This window comes from Streptomyces sp. TE5632 (assembly GCF_054061295.1).
Map to the genome: position 1 here is coordinate 780,974 of NZ_JBSSEA010000003.1, position 21,070 is coordinate 802,043.

The 21,070-nt window shown below is 69.3% G+C and carries 23 protein-coding genes; 8 read left to right on the top strand and 15 right to left on the bottom strand.

From position 1 onward, the window contains the following. Positions 1-162 precede the first annotated feature (162 nt). The 4 genes from lipB (at position 163) to ACVW19_RS08725 (ending at position 3,381) form a co-directional block, all read left to right on the top strand. On the top strand, positions 163-960 hold the full coding sequence (gene lipB / locus ACVW19_RS08710) for a lipoyl(octanoyl) transferase LipB (RefSeq protein ID WP_202279532.1): 798 nt from the start codon (positions 163-165) through the stop codon (positions 958-960). Between the two features lie 128 nt (positions 961-1,088). After that, positions 1,089-2,054, top strand: coding sequence for a lipoyl synthase (gene lipA, locus ACVW19_RS08715; protein ID WP_457458106.1), 966 nt, complete (start codon positions 1,089-1,091; stop codon positions 2,052-2,054). Positions 2,055-2,417: 363 nt separating this feature from the next. Continuing rightward, positions 2,418-2,621: an SCO2195 family GlnR-regulated protein gene (locus ACVW19_RS08720; protein WP_279336436.1), complete on the top strand. Its 204-nt coding sequence runs from the start codon at positions 2,418-2,420 to the stop codon at positions 2,619-2,621. A gap of 55 nt (positions 2,622-2,676) precedes the next feature. Then, the gene (locus ACVW19_RS08725) at positions 2,677-3,381 is read left to right on the top strand and encodes a DUF4191 domain-containing protein (RefSeq protein WP_457458108.1); all 705 of its coding nucleotides are present in this window, start codon (positions 2,677-2,679) and stop codon (positions 3,379-3,381) included. Positions 3,382-3,545: 164 nt separating this feature from the next. Here the strand turns inward: ACVW19_RS08725 and ACVW19_RS08730 are convergent, their stop codons facing one another. Further along, positions 3,546-4,016, bottom strand: coding sequence for an RDD family protein (locus ACVW19_RS08730; protein WP_457458110.1), 471 nt, complete (start codon positions 4,014-4,016; stop codon positions 3,546-3,548). A 257-nt stretch (positions 4,017-4,273) separates the two neighbouring features. Here ACVW19_RS08730 and glnA point away from each other — a divergent pair, with 257 nt between their 5' ends. Further along, positions 4,274-5,683 carry a type I glutamate--ammonia ligase gene (gene glnA, locus ACVW19_RS08735; protein WP_457458112.1) on the top strand — a complete coding sequence of 470 codons (1,410 nt, stop codon included), beginning with the start codon at positions 4,274-4,276 and terminating at the stop codon, positions 5,681-5,683. Positions 5,684-5,830: 147 nt separating this feature from the next. Here glnA and ACVW19_RS08740 read toward each other — a convergent pair whose 3' ends face one another. From ACVW19_RS08740 to ACVW19_RS08805, 14 genes are all read right to left on the bottom strand, one after another. After that, positions 5,831-7,096, bottom strand: a complete 1,266-nt coding sequence (locus tag ACVW19_RS08740) for a tyrosine-type recombinase/integrase (RefSeq protein ID WP_457458114.1) — start codon at positions 7,094-7,096, stop codon at positions 5,831-5,833. A gap of 75 nt (positions 7,097-7,171) precedes the next feature. Beyond that, positions 7,172-7,411, bottom strand: coding sequence for a helix-turn-helix domain-containing protein (locus ACVW19_RS08745; RefSeq protein ID WP_359729493.1), 240 nt, complete (start codon positions 7,409-7,411; stop codon positions 7,172-7,174). 472 nt (positions 7,412-7,883) lie between these two features. Then, the gene (locus ACVW19_RS08750; protein WP_359729564.1) at positions 7,884-9,362 is read right to left on the bottom strand and encodes an ATP-binding protein; all 1,479 of its coding nucleotides are present in this window, start codon (positions 9,360-9,362) and stop codon (positions 7,884-7,886) included. A gap of 2 nt (positions 9,363-9,364) precedes the next feature. Then, the gene (locus tag ACVW19_RS08755) at positions 9,365-10,213 is read right to left on the bottom strand and encodes a bifunctional DNA primase/polymerase (protein ID WP_457458116.1); all 849 of its coding nucleotides are present in this window, start codon (positions 10,211-10,213) and stop codon (positions 9,365-9,367) included. Further along, positions 10,210-10,938: a methyltransferase domain-containing protein gene (locus tag ACVW19_RS08760; RefSeq protein ID WP_359729487.1), complete on the bottom strand. Its 729-nt coding sequence runs from the start codon at positions 10,936-10,938 to the stop codon at positions 10,210-10,212. The genes ACVW19_RS08755 and ACVW19_RS08760 overlap by 4 nt, the downstream gene beginning before the upstream one ends. A 90-nt stretch (positions 10,939-11,028) precedes the next feature. Continuing rightward, on the bottom strand, positions 11,029-11,493 hold the full coding sequence (locus ACVW19_RS08765; protein WP_359729485.1) for a hypothetical protein: 465 nt from the start codon (positions 11,491-11,493) through the stop codon (positions 11,029-11,031). Between the two features lie 207 nt (positions 11,494-11,700). Next, positions 11,701-13,815 carry an FtsK/SpoIIIE domain-containing protein gene (locus ACVW19_RS08770; RefSeq protein WP_457458118.1) on the bottom strand — a complete coding sequence of 705 codons (2,115 nt, stop codon included), beginning with the start codon at positions 13,813-13,815 and terminating at the stop codon, positions 11,701-11,703. A 91-nt stretch (positions 13,816-13,906) separates the two neighbouring features. Continuing rightward, entirely contained in the window at positions 13,907-14,227 is a 321-nt protein-coding gene (locus ACVW19_RS08775) for a hypothetical protein (protein ID WP_457458120.1), read from the bottom strand. Then, positions 14,218-14,535, bottom strand: coding sequence for a hypothetical protein (locus ACVW19_RS08780; RefSeq protein WP_457458122.1), 318 nt, complete (start codon positions 14,533-14,535; stop codon positions 14,218-14,220). Before ACVW19_RS08780 ends, ACVW19_RS08775 begins: the two co-directional genes overlap by 10 nt. Further along, entirely contained in the window at positions 14,535-14,882 is a 348-nt protein-coding gene (locus ACVW19_RS08785) for an RRQRL motif-containing zinc-binding protein (RefSeq protein WP_457458124.1), read from the bottom strand. The genes ACVW19_RS08780 and ACVW19_RS08785 overlap by 1 nt, the downstream gene beginning before the upstream one ends. Next, positions 14,879-15,493: a GGDEF domain-containing protein gene (locus ACVW19_RS08790; protein WP_457458126.1), complete on the bottom strand. Its 615-nt coding sequence runs from the start codon at positions 15,491-15,493 to the stop codon at positions 14,879-14,881. The genes ACVW19_RS08785 and ACVW19_RS08790 overlap by 4 nt, the downstream gene beginning before the upstream one ends. Then, positions 15,490-16,386, bottom strand: coding sequence for a DUF2637 domain-containing protein (locus tag ACVW19_RS08795; protein WP_457458128.1), 897 nt, complete (start codon positions 16,384-16,386; stop codon positions 15,490-15,492). The genes ACVW19_RS08790 and ACVW19_RS08795 overlap by 4 nt, the downstream gene beginning before the upstream one ends. Further along, positions 16,383-16,829, bottom strand: a complete 447-nt coding sequence (locus ACVW19_RS08800) for a Pycsar system effector family protein (protein WP_457458130.1) — start codon at positions 16,827-16,829, stop codon at positions 16,383-16,385. Before ACVW19_RS08800 ends, ACVW19_RS08795 begins: the two co-directional genes overlap by 4 nt. Further along, positions 16,826-17,095, bottom strand: coding sequence for a DUF6284 family protein (locus ACVW19_RS08805; protein WP_457458132.1), 270 nt, complete (start codon positions 17,093-17,095; stop codon positions 16,826-16,828). Before ACVW19_RS08805 ends, ACVW19_RS08800 begins: the two co-directional genes overlap by 4 nt. Before the next feature lie 565 nt (positions 17,096-17,660). Here ACVW19_RS08805 and ACVW19_RS08810 point away from each other — a divergent pair. From ACVW19_RS08810 to ACVW19_RS08820, 3 genes are all read left to right on the top strand, one after another. Beyond that, on the top strand, positions 17,661-18,455 hold the full coding sequence (locus tag ACVW19_RS08810; protein ID WP_359729467.1) for a GntR family transcriptional regulator: 795 nt from the start codon (positions 17,661-17,663) through the stop codon (positions 18,453-18,455). Next, positions 18,452-19,117, top strand: a complete 666-nt coding sequence (locus ACVW19_RS08815) for a YdcF family protein (protein ID WP_457458134.1) — start codon at positions 18,452-18,454, stop codon at positions 19,115-19,117. The genes ACVW19_RS08810 and ACVW19_RS08815 overlap by 4 nt, the downstream gene beginning before the upstream one ends. Positions 19,118-19,703: 586 nt before the next feature. Further along, complete coding sequence (locus ACVW19_RS08820) at positions 19,704-20,759, top strand: pentapeptide repeat-containing protein (protein ID WP_457458136.1); 1,056 nt, start codon at positions 19,704-19,706, stop codon at positions 20,757-20,759. Positions 20,760-21,070 lie beyond the last annotated feature (311 nt).

Here is a 21,070-nt window from a genome sequence, read left to right on the forward strand (position 1 = left end):
CGGTCGTACAGTGGCTTGGGCACCTTTCGTGCCTTACTGCGCTCCGCGTTGTTCCGCGTGGTTCCGCGTGGTTCCGCGTGGTTCCGCGTGGAACCGCGTGGTTCCGCGTGGAACCACGTTCCACCTTTGTTCTGCCTTACTACCTTCCGGGAGGCGCTCGCCGTGAGTGAGTTGCGGTTCGTCCGAATGGGCTTCGGGGCCGAGGCCGTCGACTACCAGGTGGCCTGGGACGAGCAGCGCCGGGTGCACGCGGCACGGTTCGCCGACGAGGTGCCCGACACCGTCATCCTGCTGGAGCACCCCCCGGTCTACACGGCCGGCCGGCGCACCCAGGACAGCGAGCGCCCCCTCGACGGCACCCCGGTCATCGACGTGGACCGCGGCGGCAAGATCACCTGGCACGGTCCCGGCCAGCTGGTGGGCTACCCGATCCAGAAGCTGCCCCGCCCGGTGGACGTGGTCGCCCACGTCCGGCGCCTGGAGGAGGCCCTGATCCGCACCTGCGCGGAGTTCGGCGTGGAGACCACCCGGGTCGAGGGACGCAGCGGTGTGTGGGTGCTCGGCGACCCTGTCGAGCAGCGCCCGGCGCTCGGCGGGCTCTCCCTGGACTTCGACCCCCGCCTGCACGACGAGGAGTTCGACCCGCGGCTGAACGGCCCCCAGTACGCCCCCTCCAACGCCGGCCAGCGCCGCGAGGACCGCAAGATCGCCGCGATCGGCATCCGGGTGGCCAAGGGCGTCACGATGCACGGCTTCGCGCTCAACGTGCAGCCCGACAACAAGTGGTTCGACCGGATCATCCCGTGTGGCATCCGCGACGCGGGCGTCGCCTCCCTCGCGAGCGAACTGGGCCGTGACATCACGATCGAGGAGGTGCTCCCCGTGGTGGAGCGGCATCTGCGCGACATCCTGGAGCACGCCGACCTCAAGCCGCGGGAGATCGTCCGCGCCACCGCCTGACCCGGCGGTCACGACCGTCCGACGCGGTGGGAATGGGCCCCGGGTCTCGGAGGTTGGCCTGACCGTCAGGCCCGTCAAACACGGGCGTACCCTGGTGTACGCCGAAGAATCGAAGCTAGGGAGCCGACGTGTCCGCAGTCGCACCGGACGGACGCAAGATGCTGCGCCTGGAGGTCCGCAACAGCCAGACCCCGATCGAGCGCAAGCCCGAGTGGATCAAGACCCGGGCGAAAATGGGGCCCGAGTACACGAAGATGCAGAACCTCGTCAAGAGCGAGGGCCTGCACACGGTCTGCCAGGAAGCCGGCTGCCCGAACATCTACGAGTGCTGGGAGGACCGCGAGGCGACCTTCCTCATCGGCGGCGACCAGTGCACCCGGCGCTGCGACTTCTGCCAGATCGACACCGGCAAGCCCGAGGCGCTCGACCGTGACGAGCCGCGCCGCGTGGGCGAGTCCGTGGTCACCATGGACCTGAACTACGCCACCATCACCGGCGTCGCCCGCGACGACCTGGAGGACGGCGGCGCCTGGCTGTACGCCGAGACCGTGCGCCAGATCCACGCGCAGACCGCCGGGCGCGCGGACGGCCGCACCAAGGTCGAGCTGCTGGCCCCCGACTTCAACGCGGTCCCCGAGCAGCTGGAGGAGGTCTTCTCCTCCCGTCCGGAGGTGTTCGCGCACAACGTCGAGACGGTGCCCCGCATCTTCAAGCGGATCCGCCCCGGCTTCCGCTACGACCGCTCCCTGAAGGTCATCACCGCCGCCCGGGACTACGGCCTGGTCACCAAGTCGAACCTGATCCTCGGCATGGGCGAGACCCGCGAGGAGATCAGCGACGCGCTCCGGCAGCTGCACGACGCCGGCTGCGAGCTGGTCACCATCACGCAGTACCTGCGCCCGTCGGTGCGGCACCACCCCGTCGAGCGCTGGGTGAAGCCGCACGAGTTCGTGGAGCTGAAGGAGGAGGCCGAGCAGATCGGCTTCTCCGGTGTGATGTCCGGCCCGCTGGTCCGCTCCTCGTACCGGGCCGGCCGCCTCTACCGGATGGCGGTCGAGAAGCGCGGTACGTACATCGCCGCCCAGGCCGTCTGACACTGCGTCCCCCGCGTCCCGGTGTCCCCGCGTCCCGCACTCGCGCGGGACGCGGGGACACCGCGATGCGGTGTGCGGCATGCGTGTGAACTCGCGCACAAGAAACTACCGGCCAGTAATGGCCGAGACGACGCGGTCCCGGCCGTCCTCGCAGATGAGGGCGTACGCCGGGGCCGCGTCGGCGTTCGCGAGGCTCGAACCGGGGCTTCATGTGCGTTTGACCGGGGGGTCACGCCCTGGTAACACCAATCAGTGACCCTGGAATCACGGCACGTGCACCCGCGCTCACAGCCGCACCCACTTGCCGTGCTCGCAGTCGCACCCGCACCCGTACCCGAAGACGCTTCGAGAGGGACCTCCACGATGCAGGCCGCGCCGGTCCGTGCCACCGCCATCCCGTCCTTCGGCACCGCGCTGCGCGCCGTCGAGTCACTGCTGATGAGCAGCGGCCAGCGCACCGCCCGTCGCAACGCCTGGACCTCCGTCCTGGAGGACCGCCGTCGCGCCAAGGACCGGGTGGAGGCGGAGCGCGTACTCGACCAGTCCCCGACCGTCACCGGTCTCTGAGCCTCCGAAGGCACTGCCGTCGTCCTCGCTTCCGGGGACACGTAGACTTCGTGGCATGGCGAGGAAGGAAACCGCAGCGGACGCTGCGAACCCCGGGCGACTGAAACAGATCGCTCTGACCTACAAGATGACCCGCAGGGTCGACAAGAAGATCGGCCTTGTACTCGCGGCTATCGGAATCGTCACCTTCGGTGTCTTCCTCGCGATCGGCTTCTTGATCGGTCACCCCGTTTATCTCGGCATCCTGGGCGTCCTGCTCGCCTTCCTCGCGACGGCGATCGTGTTCGGGCGCAGGGCCGAGCGGGCGGCCTTCGGGCAGATGGAGGGACAGCCGGGCGCCGCCGCGGCCGTACTGGACAACGTCGGCCGGGGCTGGTCGACGACCCCCGCGGTCGCGATGAACCGCAACCAGGACGTGGTGCACCGCGCGGTCGGCAAGGCCGGCATCGTGCTGATCGCCGAGGGCAACCCGAACCGGGTGAAGAGCCTGCTCGCCGCCGAGAAGAAGCGGATGAACCGCATCGTCGCGGACGTCCCGGTGCACGACATGATCGTGGGCACGGGCGAGGGCCAGGTCGAGCTGAAGAAGCTGCGCACGACCATGCTCAAGCTGCCCCGTGTCCTCACCGGCCCGCAGGTCACCGCGACCAATGACCGGCTGCGCGCGCTGGGCGACCTGATGAGCAACATGCCGCTCCCGAAGGGCCCCATGCCCAAGGGCATGAAGCTCCCCAAGGGCGGCGGCCCGAAGTCCCGCTGAGGCCGCGGTACACACGGTTCACGCCGCGGTACACACGGTTCACGACGAGGGGCGCCCGGAATGTTTCCGGGCGCCCCTCGTCGTGAACGACGGTCCTGCCTGCTGCTCTGTCGTCGCTGTCCTTCGGGGTCCCTCGGGTGCCCTCGGGGTCCTTCGGGTCCGGCTCAGATCCGGACCTCGACCGTGCGGGCCAGTCGGTCGTGCAGGCCGCGGCCGTCGTGGTCCCAGATCAGGGCGGGGACGGCGAGGCAGAGCAGCGCGGAGCGGACCAGGGCGCGCAGCGGCTGCACCCGGCCGCTGTCCACAGCGACGACGCGCAGGCCGAACAGGCGCTTGCCCGGAGTGAACCCGACCGTGCCGACGGTGAGAACGCTCAGCACGAAGAACACCAGCAGCGTCCAGTTGCTGGTCGTCTGCCCGTTGAAGCCGTTGGTGATCAGGCCGGATGCGACCAGCGCGCACAGGCCCCAGTCGACGGCCAGGGCGCCCAGCCTCCGGCCCGGACGGGCGATGGAGCCCGGCCCGTCCTTCGGCAGCCCGAGCTGCTCACCCCGGTATCCGAAGTCGGCGCCGGCTTCTTCCAGGGCCGCGCGCGGCCCCGAAAGCCACGATCCGATTACCTGCCTGTTGTCCACCCCTACACGGTACTGCGCCCGAATACGGCCGAGGGACAGCGGGGTGCGGGCCGGGGGCGGTCCGGGCTCGGGACGAGGCGCGACGGCGACGCGTGTCCGGACTACCGTGAGGGATGTGCCGGTTAACTTGTGCGAAACAAATGGGTCACGCCGGAGAAATGCCCCGTCCCTAGGGTCGAGTACGACGCGGGCCACCTGCACCGGCCGCACGAACGATCTACCACCCCGGCGGGACGGTCGGGAGTAGGAGGAGCTGGATGTTCCAGAACGCCGACGAGGCCAAGAAGTTCATCGCGGACGAGGACGTCAAGTTCATCGACGTCCGCTTCTGCGACCTCCCGGGTGTGATGCAGCACGTCACGGTGCCCGCCGAAGCGTTCGACCCGGACGAGGAGCTGGCCTTCGACGGATCCTCGATCCGTGGTTTCCAGGCCATCCACGAGTCCGACATGTCGCTGCGCGCGGACCTCTCGACCGCGAGGCTCGACGCGTTCCGCCGCGACAAGACGCTGAACATCAACTTCTTCATCCACGACCCGATCACGGGCGAGCAGTACTCCCGCGACCCGCGCAACGTGGCCAGGAAGGCCGAGGCGTACCTGGCCTCCACCGGCATCGCGGACACCGCGTTCTTCGGTCCCGAGGCCGAGTTCTACGTCTTCGACAGCGTGCGCTTCAAGACGTCCGAGAACGAGTCCTTCTACCACATCGACTCCGAGGCGGGCGCCTGGAACACCGGTGCGCTGGAGGACAACCGCGGCTACAAGGTCCGCTACAAGGGCGGCTACTTCCCGGTCCCGCCGGTCGACCACTTCGCCGACCTGCGCGCCGAGATCTCGCTGGAGCTGGCCCGCTCCGGCCTGAAGGTCGAGCGCCAGCACCACGAGGTGGGCACCGCCGGCCAGGCCGAGATCAACTACAAGTTCAACACCCTGCTCGCCGCCGCCGACGACCTGCAGCTCTTCAAGTACATCGTGAAGAACGTCGCCTGGCGCAACGGCAAGACCGCGACCTTCATGCCGAAGCCGATCTTCGGTGACAACGGCTCGGGCATGCACGTCCACCAGTCCCTGTGGGCGGGTGGCGAACCGCTGTTCTACGACGAGCAGGGCTACGCCGGCCTGTCGGACATGGCCCGCTACTACATCGGCGGCATCCTCAGGCACGCCCCGTCGCTGCTGGCCTTCACCAACCCGACGGTGAACTCGTACCACCGCCTGGTGCCGGGCTTCGAGGCCCCGGTGAACCTGGTGTACTCGCAGCGCAACCGTTCCGCCGCGATGCGTATCCCGATCACCGGCTCGAACCCGAAGGCCAAGCGCGTCGAGTTCCGCGCCCCGGACGCCTCCGGCAACCCGTACCTGGCGTTCTCGGCCCTGCTGCTCGCGGGCCTGGACGGCATCAAGAACAAGATCGAGCCGGCCGAGCCGATCGACAAGGACCTCTACGAGCTGGCTCCCGAGGAGCACGCCAACGTGGCCCAGGTCCCGACCTCCCTCACCGCCGTCCTCGACCACCTCGAGGCCGACCACGAGTTCCTCCTCCAGGGCGACGTCTTCACGTCCGACCTGATCGAGACCTGGATCGACCTGAAGCGCACCACCGAGATCGCCCCCCTGGCCCTCCGCCCGCACCCGCACGAGTTCGAGCTGTACTTCGACGTGTGATATTGACCCAGGTCAGAGCGGGTTTCCGCTCCCCTGGGCCGTCTGTGGGCCGTCGGCCGTGTCCTTCCTGCGTGGAAGGACACGGCCGACGGCCTGTTTCGGGCCCTGCACCGCGAACGATCGTCGGGGCTACGGCCGGGCCGTCGCTCAGATCAGCGCATCAGCTTCGCCAGGACCGGTGTCCGCACCCGGCACGCCGAACGCGGCATCGATGGCCCTACGGGCACGGTCCTGACTGTTCGGCATGAGGTGCGTGTACGTCCGGAGCGTGAATCCCGGGTCGGAGTGACCGAGGTACTCGGCCAGGGCCTTGATGTTCTCTCCCGAGTCCAGCAGCACCGACGCGTAGTAGTGCCGCAAGGCGTGCATGCCGTGCTCACGCGACGGCTTGAACCGCTCCCCCGGCACCCGTTCCGGAATGACGCCGGCAGCAATCAGAGCGGGCTTCCACAGGTACATGTTGAAGTAGTTCCTGTTCAGCGCCTTACGCTCCCGCGAGTAGAACAGCAATTTCGCTGTGACCGGCGGGCCGTCCGGGGTCTTCCACGGCAGAGTGACGTCAGTAGGGGGCCGGCGGGTGATGTGTGCGGCAAGCGCATCCGACACCACGTCGGGCAGCGGCACGTCTCGCAGCTTGCCTCCCTTGGGCGGGGCAAACACCATCTGCGGGCCGACCAGCTTGACCTGTCGCACGACGTGCACCACTCCCCCGACGAAGTCGACTTCGTCGACGGCAAGCCCGAAAATCTCGCCCTGCCGCAAACCGCACCCGGCACCGACGTCGACGGCCATCGCGTACTGGCTCGGGAGTCCGTCCCGGACGGCGACCACCCGGGCACGTGTCCACGGCTTGATCTTCCGCCGATCCAGCTTGGGCGCCCGTACGGAGCCTGCGCGGCAGGGATTCCGGGCCAGAATGCCGTCGTCCACGGCAGCACCGAACACAGCAGAGACGTTCGCGAAGACCGTCCGCTGATACGACGCTGCCATCCCGGAGTCTGCGAGGGCCCGTGCCCACATGCGGATATGGGCAGGTTGAAACACGCTCAGGGAGCGAGAGCCGATGTAGGGGAAGGCGTGCAGCCGGAGCCTCAGCTCCATGTTCACGATGGTGGAAGGATCTGTGGTCTGAGATGCCAGCCACTGAGTGGCGAACTCCCTGAACGTCACCTTGCCGGCCGACGGATCGACGTACTGGCCACGGGTCATGTCAGCCGCGATCTGCGTCAGCCACGCTTCTGCGAGTCGCTTCTGTTTGTCCGGGAAGGACCTGCTGCGTTCGCTCCCGTCCGGGGCGACGTAGCGGGCCCGGTAGCGCAAGCCCGTCCCATATCGGTCGGTCTTTGCCCTGATCGTCCTGCCATTGGATGCCGTCTCGGTCTTGTACCAACGGTCTTGGATGTGGCCAGCCATACGGCGGCGGTCCTCTCGACATGCAGCAGGGAGAGCCGCCCGCGGCGGTTCTCCCTGCTATCTGGGGTTGGTTGGCTACGCGGTGCCCTGGCAGGCGCTCTTGCGCTGAATGACGTAGGCGCGCACGTCGGCCGGGTCGTAGCGGAGGTGCTTGCCGATACGGAAGCCGGGCGGTCCGGTGCGCTTCCTGCGCCACTGGTAAACGGTTTCGAGCGGCACGCCGAACATGTCGGCGATGTCGTCGGGGGTGAGATACCGGTCTGGGAGACCGCCGCGGAGGGTCACGCGGGGGTCGCTCGCGACAACGGTCGGCACGTCGAGACCTCCAGAGAAGGCGGAGCCTGCGAATGGTGTTGGTTTCAGTGGCTCAGCAGCCCGCGTCTGTCCGAGGGGCGGATTTCTGCGTCACCGCGTCATCTGTGTCATACATGGCTCTGACCTGCGGGTTTGAGCGACGCAGGGGGTTCGGGATGCGTCATCCGGTGACGCAGGCTTTCGTCACCGGGTGACGCGGGTGACGCGGGGTGACGCAGCCTTTGCCCATCTGCGTCACCGCTCTATCGGCAGGTCACGGGCCGTTTTCCGTCCATGGGTGACGCAGGTGACGCAGCGTCTCTTTTCTTCGGACAAGAGAGGCGGTGTCTGTTGTGGTGCGCGGCTCAGAGCGTGAAGAAGGAGCCGCTTCGCGGCGCGACCATCGCAGGGCGGCACCGCCGCCGAACAGCAAGAGGAGCACGTCTGGCGGGGGTGCTCCTCTTGCTTGTGCCGGCGTTCGTAGTGCCGCCGGTCAGAACGCCGCTTCCTGCTCCTGCGGGGGCAGTGAGGCCGGGGGTCGGGTCATTTCGATGTAGCGGGCCGTTCGGGTGCGGCCCCAGTCAATGAGGACGCCCCGGGCCGCGAGGGTGGGCTGAAGGCGCTTGAGGCGGTCGGAGAGCACCTTGCCCGTGGTCGGCCAGCCCTTGGGCAGGGGACGGCACTCCTCACCGCTGTAGAGACCGGTGAGGCAGTGCAGCCACTCGGTGGACGTCATCCGCTGCTCTGCCCCGGCATCCAGGCCGACGGCGTGCTTCAGCACGGTCTGCGCCAGGAGGTCGCCCTCGATGACGTCGTCGTTGAGGTCGTCCAGGGCGGCCCGGTAGGCGCCCAGCGCTCCGAGACCGGTCGCCGCGTCGAGCTGCGCGCACAGGTGGGCGAAGTCGGCCATCCGCAGGTCGGTGGGGATGTCCGCCTCCGCCGCCCGCACCTGCACGGTGAGGTCGAGGAGGGAGCCGAGGACGATGGGCAGGACTTCTTCGAACTCCGCCCACAGTTCGGCTTCGGTGCGCCGGGTGCGGGGGCGTTCCAGGCGCAGCGGCAGGAGGCGTTCGGCGAGGTCGGGGCGGATGACGCCGACGTCGATGCCGGTCAGGAGCAGGGGGCGGCGGTAGCGGGCGCGGACGACGTCGCCGTCGGTGTACAGGGCGCGTTTGATGGTCTCGGCGCCGGTGACGATGCAGCACATGAGGTCGGACAGGTCTGGTGCCAGGTGGGAGAGGTTGTCCAGGGCGGTGACCCATCCGGCGGCCACGGCCGCGATCAGGTTCTCCTCGTCCTTCGGCGCGCGGCGCAGGTCACCACTCATCCCTTCGATGATCCGCACGAGCATCCGCCCGCCGGTGGACTTGCCAGCGCCCTGCGGGCCGGTGAGGAACGGGGCGGGGACGGGCACGGACGGCCCGAGGCAGCCGATGAGCCAGGCGACGGCCAGGCACTCGGTCTCCGCGGTGGCGAAGTTGCACAGCCGCAACAGCAGATCGATGCCCTTGCCGTCGGTGTCCTTGACCGGCAGGGGCAACTCTCCGGTGAGCTGGGTGCGCCGCCAGCACACCTCCCGCGGGTCGGGGACGGTGATGTCCCAGCCGGTGGGGTGGATACGGACGGAGCGCCCGTCATCGCGGCCCAGGTCCAGCCACGTCGCCCCGTCGAATCCCGGCGCGACGCGGATGTGCACGGGCTGCACGTCCTGGCTCATCGCCAGGGCTTCGATCAAGTCCAACGCCTCCTTGAGCGCGGTGCCGTTGAACACGCCCAGTCCGTCGCGGAAGAGACCGACCATGAGTTCCTGGCGGTGGCTGCCCGAGGTGCCCTGGGAGCGGATCGGACGGGCCACGGGGTGGCCGTTCTTCTGCGCGAACACGGTCCCGTCCGCAGTGCGGAAGTACCGGAAGTGCGCTTGCGCGTAGTCCGCGATGACCTCGCGGGCGGGAGTCTTGTCGTCGTCGGACATGGTCACAGTCCCAACGTGGTGCGGGCGTTGGTCCACGCGTCGGTGCAGTGCCGCGGGGTCTCGCCCTTGGCCTGCGCGGCGGTGAACAGCCGCGCCATGTGGGCGTCGGTGAGGCAGCCGCACCGGCCGTGGACGGACAGCACGGCGAGGAAGGTCCGGTACACGGTGGCGTGGATCGCGCTGCGGGCGTCGGTGATGCGCTGCTCGGCCATGGCGATGCCACGCTCCAGGTAGGCGGGCGTGCGATGGCGACACTCCCCGTCCCCGGACCGTGCGGGAACGGTGAGGGCGTGCGACGCCGGCCGGACCGTGGGAGGTTCCTTCACGGCCAGCGCGCGCACGGCGTCCGGCAGGGCGGTCATGGTGCCGGTGCCGGGACCGAGGTAGCGGGCGTAGGCCATGGTCGACTTGATGTCGATGCCGTCACGGACGGAGTTCACGGAGCGCATCGCGCCCCGGTAGATCCAGTGCTCACCGCGCGTCGTCGGCACGGTCCGCGTGGCGGGCAGGGCACTGTGGGCCCATGCGATAGCTGCCGCGTTGTCCAGGTCCACCACGGTCAGACCGGCGCCGCCGGGGTGGTAGGCGACGGAGACGGCCCGCCGCCATGCGGCCGTCCACAACGGGGAGGTGAGGGCGGCTGGGTTGGTGGTGGCGGCGGCCCATGCGTGGCAGACACCGGGGCACCGGCAGGACCCCGGGTGCTTCATGTTCGGCCGGCCGCCGCACGCGTTGCCCGCGCAGGAGCGGCAGTTGCCGAACGGCACCTTGCCCCGCCGCAGGGGCAGCACCGGCACGCCGGACGCCGCGAGGCTCAGCGCAGTGGGCAGGGGGCGCAGCGTCTCGCTCATGCCGCCACCCCCAGCGCGGCCGTGGTGAGGAAGGCGCGGCCGATGTGCTGGGTGTAGGCGGGCGGGATGGCCTCGGTGAGTTCCTCGCGGACGTCGGTCCAGTCGATGCCCATCGCGGCTTGCAGCTCGAGGACGGTGGGTTTACCGCCGCCGTTGCCGTAGGCGGCGACATACGGACCGTCGTAGAAGCGGCCGTGCCGGTAGCCGCGCACGCGGCCCCGGTGCGGGCGGTGCGCCGGCCGTGCGATGGTCCAGCGGCCCAACTCGAAGTTGCGGTGCCGGATCACCCCGAGCCCGAACATCTCCCCGCACAGGGTCAGGTCCTTACGGATCTCCGCACGGCCGTTGGGCTGCTCGATGACGTACGGCAGACCCGTCGCGTCCAACAGGGCGCGGGTCGGCGCCACAAGGTCGACGTGTGTGCCGCCCCAGCCCTGAGAGGCGTTCGTGCCCACGGTGAGCGCGCATCCGTGCTGGCAGGGCGGGGAGGCGTGGACGAACGCGTACCGGCGGATTCCCCCAGAGGCGATCAGCGCCGCGAGGTATTCCAGGGCGTCACCGTGGTGGTAGGGGAAGGGGTAGTTCGGCCGGTCGGCGATGTCGCAGCCGTCCACGTCGAACCCTGCCCGCGCGTAGCCGGTTCCGGCACCGCCCGAGCAGCAGAACAGATCCAGCAGCCGTGGCCGTGGGCCGACCGCTCGCCGGATAGTGGTGGGTTGGGTCATGCTGGGGTTCTCCAGTTTCTTGAACGGATGCTGGCGAGCAAGGGCGGCCCCGCGTTCATTGGCGTGAGGTGGGGGCCGCCCTTGGCGTAGCTACTGGTGGAAGTGGTTGCGCTTGATGACGGCCCGGCGGATGTTCACCGTGCTGCCGCCCCGGTGGCCGGTGCCGGTGAAGACCTGGACGGCGATCCAGCCGCCGAAGACGACGGCGGCCAGGGTGATGAGCTGGGTGATGAACGCGGTCAGGGCGGCGATGAACGAGGTGAGCAGCAGCAGTCCGCCGCAGACCGCGAGGAACCCGACGCCCCCGAGGGCGACGTTCACCGCCGCGCGGGAAACGGCCGGCTTGACCGCAACCGGCTCGGGCTGAACGGGGCTGATCGCGTAGCCGGTGACGACACGGCCGTCCGGCAGGACGATGCTCGCCACCGCCGGGACCGCGCCCGGCTGCACCGCAACGACCGGCGCCGGGACGGCGACGGCGGGCGGGAGCGGGGTAAGGTGGTGGACCTCTATGGTCCGTTCGGCGGGCGGGTGGTGGGTGTGGTCGGGGTACATGCGGAATCCCTTCCGGCGCTAGGCCAGGGAGGTGGAGACACCCCCTTGGGGGTGCCGTGTGGAGGGGTGTTCGGGGGGTCTGAGCTGCGTGCCGCCCTGACTCCCTGAACGATCATTCGTGCAGGTCAGGGCCAGGGAGTCGGGTCAGGGAGGCGGTCAGGGAGTTCTCCCTGCCTCCCTGACCCGTCGGCGGTGCGCTCCCTGTCGTCAGTCGGCAGAAGCGGAACCCTCGGTGTCGCGGTGGGCGAGGGCGCGGGCGACGCGGTCGCGGGCGACGACCATCACGCCGTCGGACTTGTAGGGCTCGGCGCCGGCGTCGTCCAGGACGCGCTTGAGGTCGATGAACGACCAGCCGCCGTAGGCGTCCGCGTTGAGCGTGGCGAGCCGCGCCAGCACGTCCTTGGTCCGCACGCGGGGCGCGTCGCCGACGACGGCGGCGACGTCGGCGAGCGGATCGTGTGCCGCGCCCCGCGCGACGGCGTGCAGGGTCGTGACGCCGTCGCGCAGGGCCCTGGCCCTGTCGGTGATCGCGGTGGCGGCGTCGTCGTCGATGTAGTGCGTACGCACCGTGAGGGACGCCTGTCCGGCCGGGATGGTGATGCCGTCGGAGGCGACGACCAGGGTGCCCCGGTCCAAACCGGGCCGGAGCAGGTTCGGAGCCGCGCCGCCGTCGACGGCCTTGTCCCCCAGCGCCATCCGGGCCTGCGACTCGGTGCCCAGAGCGAGCGAGGCGCGAGTGTGGGCGCCCTCGCGGACCAGCTTGGGCAGGTTCTCGTTGGTCGGGTCCTGAGTGCCCTGCCACATCAGCACGTTCACCGCCCGCCCCTGATTGTGAATCTTCCGGACGGCCATGAAGTACCGGGAGTTGGCCTTCGACCCGCCATACGGGCGCCTGTCCTCGTCCTTGGCCGGGCACATGAACGCCACCTGCGCCTCATCCACCAGCACGATCAGCGGCGGGAACACGGTGCCGGGCGGGGCCTGGATCCGGCGGTTCATCTCGTCGACCGCGCCCTCGACCATCTCGGTCACCTGGATCACGTGCTCATCCGTCGGCCCCTGGATCAGGGTGGTGGCGAGCCCGTCGAACATGGCCCAGTCGCCCACGCCCTTGAGGTCACCCATGAGGAACTGCACCGACCTGTCCAGCGACAGCCACAGCGCCAGAGAGCGCAGGGCAACCGTCTTGCCCTGATTCGACAGGCCCGTGATGAGCAGGTGACGCTGGTACAGGCTCAGCGCGGCGGCGTCCCCGCGCAGGTCCTGCCCCCACGGCGCCTTGCCCTTGGCGTAGTCGGCGGTCATCGACTCGTCGGTGACCAGCGGCGACGGCCCGATCGGCTCGTCCAGCGCCCCCGAGTCGGCGACCCACAGCCGCACCGTCCGGGCGGCCTGGGGGATGGTGATGAACACCTCGTGCTCGTGCCGGGTCAGGTTCTCGGCAAGCTTGCGCCGCTTGCCCTGCACCTCGTTGGTCGACACCCCGGAGGGAAGGGTCACGTCGACCTCGACACCGCATCCGGCGATGGTGATCGGTCCGAGCATGGACGCGCCGGCGTCGCCCATCTCCTTGATGGCCCGTGCCAGGGCGGGCACCCCCAAGTCTCGGAGGGCCTTGACCACGATCGACGGCGTGATCGGCTCCCCCTCGCCGTTGCGCACGTTGGCGGGCAGGGCCCAGGCGGGGGCGGCGTGCTGCTTGCGTCCGACGGCCCACAGGGCGAGCAGGGCCAGGAACGGGCCGATCGTCAGCGCCGGACCCCACACCACCTGCACGATCCGGATCAGCAGGGCGATGAAGTCGACGGTCGCCGACAGCGGGGTGACGACGTCCCCGACGTGCCCGGTGTTGAGGGCCATCACGACCCCGAGGGCGACCAGGACACCGACGCTCATGCCGGCGCCGACGGCCACCCCCTTCGCGGCGTCGATGGGGGAGTGCAGGAGGTCCATGCGGCGGTGGTGGCGGGCGGCGCGGAAGCGCTGCAGCCGCTCCTCCCACTCCTCGGCCGCTTCCAGGTTTCCCGCGGCTTCCGCCGTCCGGATCATGCGCTCGTAGCGGGCGCCGGTGCGGCCGTCCCAGGTGCGGCGGGCCACGATCCGGCCCCCGTTGAGGGTGTAGAGGCTGTGCCGGGCCGCCGCGCGGACCGTCGCCCGGGTCGTCTCGTGCGTGGCGGCGGTCTTCACCGCGCGGCCGGAGCGGACCCACAGCGGCACGGGGGCGGCCGGGGCCGGGTCGGGCACGACGGTGAGCACGGTGGGGGCGGTGTCGGGGGTCGGGGGGTCGGTGGGCTTGTGCAGGTGAACGACGTTCTCGGACATGCGGGAGGTTCTCCTGACTGCCCCACAGGGGGGCCGGAAGCGGGGCGAGGCACCGCCCCCGCCCGGCATCGGCACGGGCGGGGCGGGCGGGTCAGCGGTTGTTGCGGGCGCGGGTTTCGGCGCGGCTGAGCTGGGAGGGGTCGGTGCGCGGTCCGTCGATCCAGCAGAACGGGCGGATGGTGTCGGCGGCCTTGAAGGTGCGGAGCGCGGCGCCCGCCGGGGCGTTCGGCAGGGCGTGGACGCGGCCCCGGTCCAGGGAGGCGAGCAGTCGGGCGCCGTGGTGCTCGCAGCCGTTTGCCCCCGCGCCCGTGGCGTCCAGCACGGTCACCGCGAGCGGACCGGTGCACGGCGTCGGGTCCTCGGGGTGCGCGGCAGCGCAGCGCCGGGCGGTGTGCCGCACCGTCACCACCACCCCGACGACTTCTTGGCGGCCTTGTCGCGGGCGGCCTCGGTGATGAGCCGCTGCCGCTCGGCGTGCAGGGCGGTCAGTTCCGCGTTCAGCCGCATCTCGGCCGCGCTGCCGGTGGAGTCCATCTGCGACTCGGCACGGCCGGTGCTGCGGCCACGCACGACGCGGTAGGAGCCGCCGGCCAGCGCGCGGGCCATGGCCCGGCGCTCGCTGCCGTTCAGCGGCCACCACTCACCGCGGCGGACCGCTTCCAGCTTCTTCGCGGTCACCTTGATCTCGCGGTCCAGGCGGCGCAGGTCAGCATTGCCCATCAGGTGTTCCCTTCGGAGTCGTGCGGGTCGGGGTAGGCGCAGGGCACGCAGGTGCCGAGCGCGGCGGGGATGACGTAGCCGGCATCGCGCCGGCAGGCGGGGCAGGTGCGGCGGGCCCGGTTCGCGGCGGCGAGCGCCGCCCACCGGGCCGGCGTCATCGGCCGTACCGGCTTGGCCAGGTCGACGCGGTAGAGGTAGGCGACCAGCGGGCCCCGGCGGCGGCGCGGCCGCTCGAGCTGCGCGGCCACGTCCTGACCGCCGGGCCGCAACCCTTGGGCGCGGAGCTGTCGGCGGGTGGCGTAGCCGTCCGGGGCCAGCCGCCACGGGTAGACGGGCAGGGTGCTCATGCCGCGCCCCGGCGGCCGGGCCGGCGGCCCATGACGCCGGTGAGCAGGCGGCCCAGAGCGGCGCGGTGGACGCGGCCGGGGCCACGCTTGGCCGCATACATGGCCTCATCCGCCCGCCGCAGCAGCCCCGACAGGTCATCTGACGGATGGTCACCGCGCCGGACCCAGCCCAGCGACACCGTGGTGTGCACCTCGGGTGCGGTATCGACGGGGCGGGCCAGGACGCGGGAGAGGACGGCGAACCGGTCGGCGGCCGTATGGTCGTGGTCGATGAGCACGGCGGCGAACTCGTCGCCCCCGAGCCTGCCGGCCACGCCGGCACGGCCGACCGCGTGGGCGAGCCGGTCGGCCGTTGCGGCCAGCAGGGCGTCACCGGCGGCGTGGCCGTGGGCGTCGTTGACCTGCTTGAAGCGGTCCACGTCCGCCAGGACCACCACCGCGTGCGGGTTGCGCAGCAGGCGGCGGGCCCGGCGGGTGAACGCCTCCCGCGTCCATAACCCCGTGAGCGGGTCCCGGCGGGCGGTCCGCAGACGGCGGGACATCCACCATCCGTGGACACCCCACACCAGCGCCACACCGGCCGCGATCAGAACCAGCGCCGGTGTACTCACGAGGTCGCCCCCGCCCCGGCGCGTTCGGTAAGGATCGTGTCCCGCAGCGTCCGCGCGTTCACCGGCGACGTGCGCACCGCGCGGCGGATGCCCTCGGCGGTCACCTTCGAGTCCGGCCAGCCGGCCGTCACCGACCGTGCTTCGGCGAGCAGTTGTTCCGGCGTGCGCCTGGGTCGACTCGACTTCGCCACCGCCGGGACACGCCCGGTGGCGCGGCGCGATCGGGTCGACTCTGCCGCCACCGGGCGCCGCTCGATCGAGACGACGGGGGCCGGTGCGATCGAGGGCAGCGGCTTGGCCGGAAGACTCGACTTCAGGAAGCCGACGGCCACCGGTCGGGGCAGCACCGCCGCGTTCGACGTGATCGGCGCCGGGGTCGATACCGCGAGGTCAGCCGTAGACCGTTTCCCATCGGTCTCGGTCGCTTCCTCCGCATTCGTACTCACGGGTGGAATCGGGCCGGGGCGGCGGTGGAGCACCTTGGCGACCAGATCGGAACCGAAGTAGATCGATCCGACCGGCAGCGACGTGGCGAGCAGCACGAGCGCCCAGTTCGCCGGGTCCCAGTCGGCCAACCGGCCGAAGTCGACCGTGCCGTCGTGCAGCTCCGGAACGAGTCCGTGCACGTAGTTGAGGACCAGGGAAGCGACGGTGTAGGCCCCCAGCACCCGCAGCGCGAACGTCCGGTCGCGGTCGGCGAGTACGAGGGTGGCGACCAGGGCGAGCGCCATCAGGCCGTCGACCACGAATGGGTACAGCATGGCGGCCGTGTCGTCGGCTCCGACGGCGCCGGCGATGTCCCGCAGCGCGTTCCAGGACACCCGGAACGCCATGGCGACGACGGCGACCAGGGCCAGCACCAGGGCGGCGCGTCCCTTGCGGTGAAGGTTCATGCCGCACCCCCGAGGGCGAGCAGGGCGGCGAGGATGAGCAGGGCGCCGCCGGTCAGGGTGAGGTCGACCGCGCGGCGCAGGCAGGTGAACTTGGCGACCGCGAGGCGGGACAGGCCGGCGATGTCGGCGGCCGGATCCGAGGCGACGGCGGTACTGATCTCCTCGGCCGGGAGCGTGGCCCACAGCGGGAAGCCGTGCCGGCCACGCAGGTTCGGGCGCACCGACCGCAGCAGCAGACCGGCCGCGCCGACCAGCAGCGCCAGACCGCACCCGCCCGCCACACAGGCGGCGGGGTTCAGCGGCAGGTCGCGGGCGACCGTCCACGTGCCGGCGAGGACCGCGCCGACGAACGCCAGCAACAGCGCCGTCTTCGTGTCCGTCCGCGTAATCTCCGCCTTCACCTCGGCGTGCGCGGCACTCAGGTTCCGGTCGGTGACGCTCACGCGACACCCCCGGGCAGGCTCGCGCCGGCCGTGCGGTTGAGCAGCGCGACCCGCGCGGCCAGCGCCCGACGGCGGGCCCGGCGGATGCGGCGCGCGTCCAGCTCGGTCGGCGTGCGGTCCAACGTGATGATCTGCGCGTCCAACAGGTCGACATCCGCGAGGATCACGGGCATCTCCCGCTCGATCGCGTCCAACTCCGCGGCCGTCGGCTCCATGAAGTCGGCGAACGCGGTAACAGCATCCTGAACAGTGACGATGTGGTTCATGGGTCGTGGTCTCCCTAGCAGGTGAAACGGCCCGAACAGCGCCCCCGGTGTTCCAGCACCGGGGGCGCACGCCGTTGGAGTCGGTTCCGGCTCCCCGCGCTCCCGTCCGTACGTCCTCACGCAATGCGCGGAACGGACGGGCGGGAGAGGCAGTCGGCCGCAGCGTCACGCACTGCGAAACCGGATGAGATGGACCGGGCTTGTCGTACGGGCGCCGCCGGTCGATCCATCGCGGCGGTCGCCCAAAGTCTTCGTCGGTACACCGGGATTCCTCTCAGGCGAAAACAACAGGGATGAAGCACTGCAAGGGGGACCACGTCCCCACTCGCCGGCCGTTGCTCGCGGTCACCGGGCCACCTCGCCAGTCGGGCCGAAACCCTGTCCCCTGGCCTTTACGGGCGGTCTTGCAGCGTCCTCCGCCCTGCGCTCGGACAGCCCAAATAGGACTCTCCTTACCCGCTGTCCTAGGACTGCGAGCCGCTAAGCAAGACAATGGCTCACAGTCCCAGGACTGTCAACAGTCCTGGGACTGTGTTTCACTGGTCGATGTCGAGAGGAGTGCTGCATGGCGCCGAAGTGGCGGGAACTTGCGGACCGGCTGGCCGAACAGATCAGGAACGGCGAGTACGCGCCCGGTGCCCAGTTGCCGCAGATCAGGGAGCTGGTGGAAGCGGGTGAAGGCTCGAAATCCACTGTCCACGCGGCGTACAAGGCACTGGAAGCCGAAGGGCTGGTCACGTCATCGCGGGGCCACGGCACGGTCGTGCGCGAGCAGACACCGCTGAAGCGGCTGGGTATCGCGCGGTACGACAAGGCGAAGTGGCGCGACGGCGACGAAGTGGCGTTCATCGCGGACCGCGTGGCGTCCGGACGCACGTACAAGCGGAACGAACAGACGCAGACCGTCAGCCGAGTGAAGGCGCCGGCCGCCGTCGCCCAAGCGCACGGCCTGCCGGAAGGCGCAGAGGTCTACGCACGTGCGCGCGTGGTGAAGGAAGGTACGCAGCCGACGCACACGCTGACCAGCTACTACCGCCCCGAACACGTCGAAGGCACGCGCATCGTCGACCCCACGCCGGGACCAGCCGGGCGAGGCGGTGGCTTCCGTGTTCTGTACGACGCCGGGTACGAGATTGACCACATGGAGGAGACCCTGTTCGCGCGTGTCCCCACGGCGGAGGAAGCGCAGCTCCTCCAGCTCTCGCCGGGGGAGTGGGTGGTGGAGCTGCACCGGACGACCTGCACCGCGGATGGAACCGTGGTGGAGTTCGCGATTGGAGTTCACGCGGCGACACGCTTCGCGTGGACGTACGACTTCAAGGTTCCCGACTCAGCGAAGGCAGAGGGCGAGAGCAAGTGATCTCAGCGCAGGCATGGGCGGACGCGCAACGGGTCTGGGACTTCCAGCAGATGGGCCACGACGTGCGCCCATGCTCTGTCGCCATCGGGCTGGGCAGCCATGACCTCGGGGTGGCGGACACGACCGCTGATCTCTACCACCGCGGCATGATGCCCCTGATCGTGTTCACGGGAGCGACCAGCCGGACGACTCGTGAGCGCATGCCCCGCGGCGAGGCCGAGCACTACCGCGAACGAGCGGTAGAGCTGGGGGTGCCGTCCGAGGCGATCCTTGTTGAGCCGCGGGCCCGGAACACGGGAGAGAACATCCGCTTCTCCCGCACGCTCTTGGAAGAACGGCATGCCCCCGTCTCGTCGGCCCTGCTGATCAGCAAGCCGTACGAGGAACGGCGGTCCTACGCGACGGCGTGCAAACTGTGGCCCGAGGTTGAGTGGGTCAGCGCGTCAACACCCATGACCATGTCCGAGTACGTCGATTCCATCGGGGACGCACACTTGGTCATCGACATGCTGGCCGGCGCACAGCAGCGGCTCATGATCTACCCCCGGCAGGGATTCATGACTGAGCAGAACGTTCCCGGGGACGTGACCACAGCGTATGAGCGCCTACGCGACGCCGGTTTCACCAGTCGGCTTGTGCCGGAGACCACAGAGCGGAATTGAGGTGCTGGACGGCGCCGCGCGACGTGGTGCGGCCACCCTCCGGCCAAACCGGCCGCGCACGTCTGTGGTTGCAGCAGAAAGGAGCAGGTCAACGACCGTGTGGGCAGCGATAACGGGACGCTCTTGAAACCGTCATGCTCCCAACGCGGTACAACTTTCTCTACTTCATCAAGGCCCGCGCACGGCGCGGGCGCGCGCCGCCTTGTCGGCGGGGCCGCCGCCCTGTCTTCGCCAGCGGCGGCCCCGCCCGGCGGCGCGCTAGCGGCTGCGGGCATGAAGGTGGGAGACACCCTCTGTGGCTGGGGCGGTCGGCTCCACGGCTTTAGGCAGCCACTTTGGGGCGAGCCTCGAAGATCATGGCCCCAACGTCGTGCTTTAACGGGCAGGTCCACAGACTGCCCGACTCGCCGGAAGCTTACGGGGCCATGATCACTCGCCCCAAAGCAGCTCCCGCCCAAAGCCGCTCCGCCGACCTTCGTACACCCTGTTGGCTTCCTTGGTTCTCGTACCTCAATTGTTCCTCAGAGTTGCACAGTTCAGTGGTTGTGTCCTTGCTCGCCGAGGCATGAGGGCATGGGTGAAACCTGTGAGTATCGGTCTTGCGGTCGCCGCGGTCGTGCTGGGATATGGGCTCCTCCTTTGGAAGGGGCCCTGGTGGTTCGATAGCAGCCACCTGCGACAGAAAGATCTCCAACCCGCAGACGGTGTTGTCATCACGGGCTTCCGCACGACCCTCGTAGCACTGGGCGCAGGGGCGATCGCTGGACTCGGGCTTTACTACACCCACCGCAGCCATAAGCACACAGAAAGACTCTTCGAACAGTCAGAGAAACTCTTCGAGCACACGCGAGAGAAGGACCGAGAGCAGGCGCAGCTTACCCGCGAGGGTCAAGTAACTGACAGGTACGTAGAGGCGATCAAACTCCTGTCTTCGGAAAATATGACAGTGAGGATCGGCGGGATTTTCTCGCTCGAACGCATCGCCAGGGATTCAAAGGACGATAGGCCCACGGTGGTGGAGCTACTAACAGCCCATATCCGTGAGAACACCAGAGATGATCCGCGTTCCCCTAAAGATACTCATGTGACCGCAGACGTTCAGGCCGCCCTCACCGTGCTTGGAAGGCGATCATTCGACCCGAGCGACTCCAGGCTGGACTTCTACCACTGTGGATTGACTGATGCTCATCTGCGTGGAGACTACCGGAGGTCTATGTTCTACTACAGCAACTTGACCGGAGCCGGGTTCTCAGGCGCACAGCTCGACGGTGCGGGCCTGTCTTTCTGTGAGGCAGAAAGAGCAGCTTTCACGCGCTCCACTGCCCGTGGAGCCAACTTCGTGAATGCCATTTATCGAAACTGCTGGTTTCTTGCAGCCGATCTAGTGGATTGCGATTTTTATGGCTGCGACCTGAGTGGATCTGATTTTGGGCGAAGGTATGCAGAAGATGGGAACCCCCCGCTACCCCCCGCAATCCTGAGAAATGCAAGGTTCACCCGCGCAAAACTTAACGGAACTAACCTTCGCGGCGTCGACTTGAGTACCGTTCGCGGACTGGAGCAAGATCAACTAGCCGAGGCAATAACTGATGAAAATACAGTTCTTCCGTTGAAATGGGGCGGAGGGGAGGATGAGTACTGACGCGGAAGGTTACTCACGGCCCTGCCGCAGTAATCGCGGGTAGCAGCACTTCAAACACCCGAACACGGCGATGCCGTTCAGGGCAGCGCGTCGCAGGCGCGGGAGCTTTGCAGTGCATTTCTAATTGCGTGACAACGCCGACGTGAAGCAGCAACCAACCGCGCACATCCACGCACCACGGCCGCAGGTGAGAGGCGCAGCGACCCCAGGTCAGGCGCCCGCTCAGGTCGCTTCGGGACGAAGAGGTCGTGTGGTGCCGGCCAGGCATAACGCAAGCTGACGGTGAGGAGAATCGGCCCCGTGCTCCTGCG

Excerpts from the sequence above, each read along its gene's own strand:
- ACVW19_RS08720 (WP_279336436.1), top strand. The coding sequence starts at position 2,418 with ATGCAGGCCGCGCCGGTCCGTGCCACCGCCATCCCGTCCTTCGGCACC.
- ACVW19_RS08725 (WP_457458108.1), top strand. The coding sequence starts at position 2,677 with ATGGCGAGGAAGGAAACCGCAGCGGACGCTGCGAACCCCGGGCGACTG.
- glnA (WP_457458112.1), top strand. The coding sequence starts at position 4,274 with ATGTTCCAGAACGCCGACGAGGCCAAGAAGTTCATCGCGGACGAGGAC.
- ACVW19_RS08740 (WP_457458114.1), bottom strand. The coding sequence starts at position 7,096 with ATGGCTGGCCACATCCAAGACCGTTGGTACAAGACCGAGACGGCATCC.
- ACVW19_RS08750 (WP_359729564.1), bottom strand. The coding sequence starts at position 9,362 with ATGTCCGACGACGACAAGACTCCCGCCCGCGAGGTCATCGCGGACTAC.
- ACVW19_RS08755 (WP_457458116.1), bottom strand. The coding sequence starts at position 10,213 with ATGAGCGAGACGCTGCGCCCCCTGCCCACTGCGCTGAGCCTCGCGGCG.
- ACVW19_RS08760 (WP_359729487.1), bottom strand. The coding sequence starts at position 10,938 with ATGACCCAACCCACCACTATCCGGCGAGCGGTCGGCCCACGGCCACGG.
- ACVW19_RS08765 (WP_359729485.1), bottom strand. The coding sequence starts at position 11,493 with ATGTACCCCGACCACACCCACCACCCGCCCGCCGAACGGACCATAGAG.
- ACVW19_RS08770 (WP_457458118.1), bottom strand. The coding sequence starts at position 13,815 with ATGTCCGAGAACGTCGTTCACCTGCACAAGCCCACCGACCCCCCGACC.
- ACVW19_RS08780 (WP_457458122.1), bottom strand. The coding sequence starts at position 14,535 with ATGGGCAATGCTGACCTGCGCCGCCTGGACCGCGAGATCAAGGTGACC.
- ACVW19_RS08785 (WP_457458124.1), bottom strand. The coding sequence starts at position 14,882 with ATGAGCACCCTGCCCGTCTACCCGTGGCGGCTGGCCCCGGACGGCTAC.
- ACVW19_RS08795 (WP_457458128.1), bottom strand. The coding sequence starts at position 16,386 with ATGAACCTTCACCGCAAGGGACGCGCCGCCCTGGTGCTGGCCCTGGTC.
- ACVW19_RS08805 (WP_457458132.1), bottom strand. The coding sequence starts at position 17,095 with ATGAACCACATCGTCACTGTTCAGGATGCTGTTACCGCGTTCGCCGAC.
- ACVW19_RS08810 (WP_359729467.1), top strand. The coding sequence starts at position 17,661 with ATGGCGCCGAAGTGGCGGGAACTTGCGGACCGGCTGGCCGAACAGATC.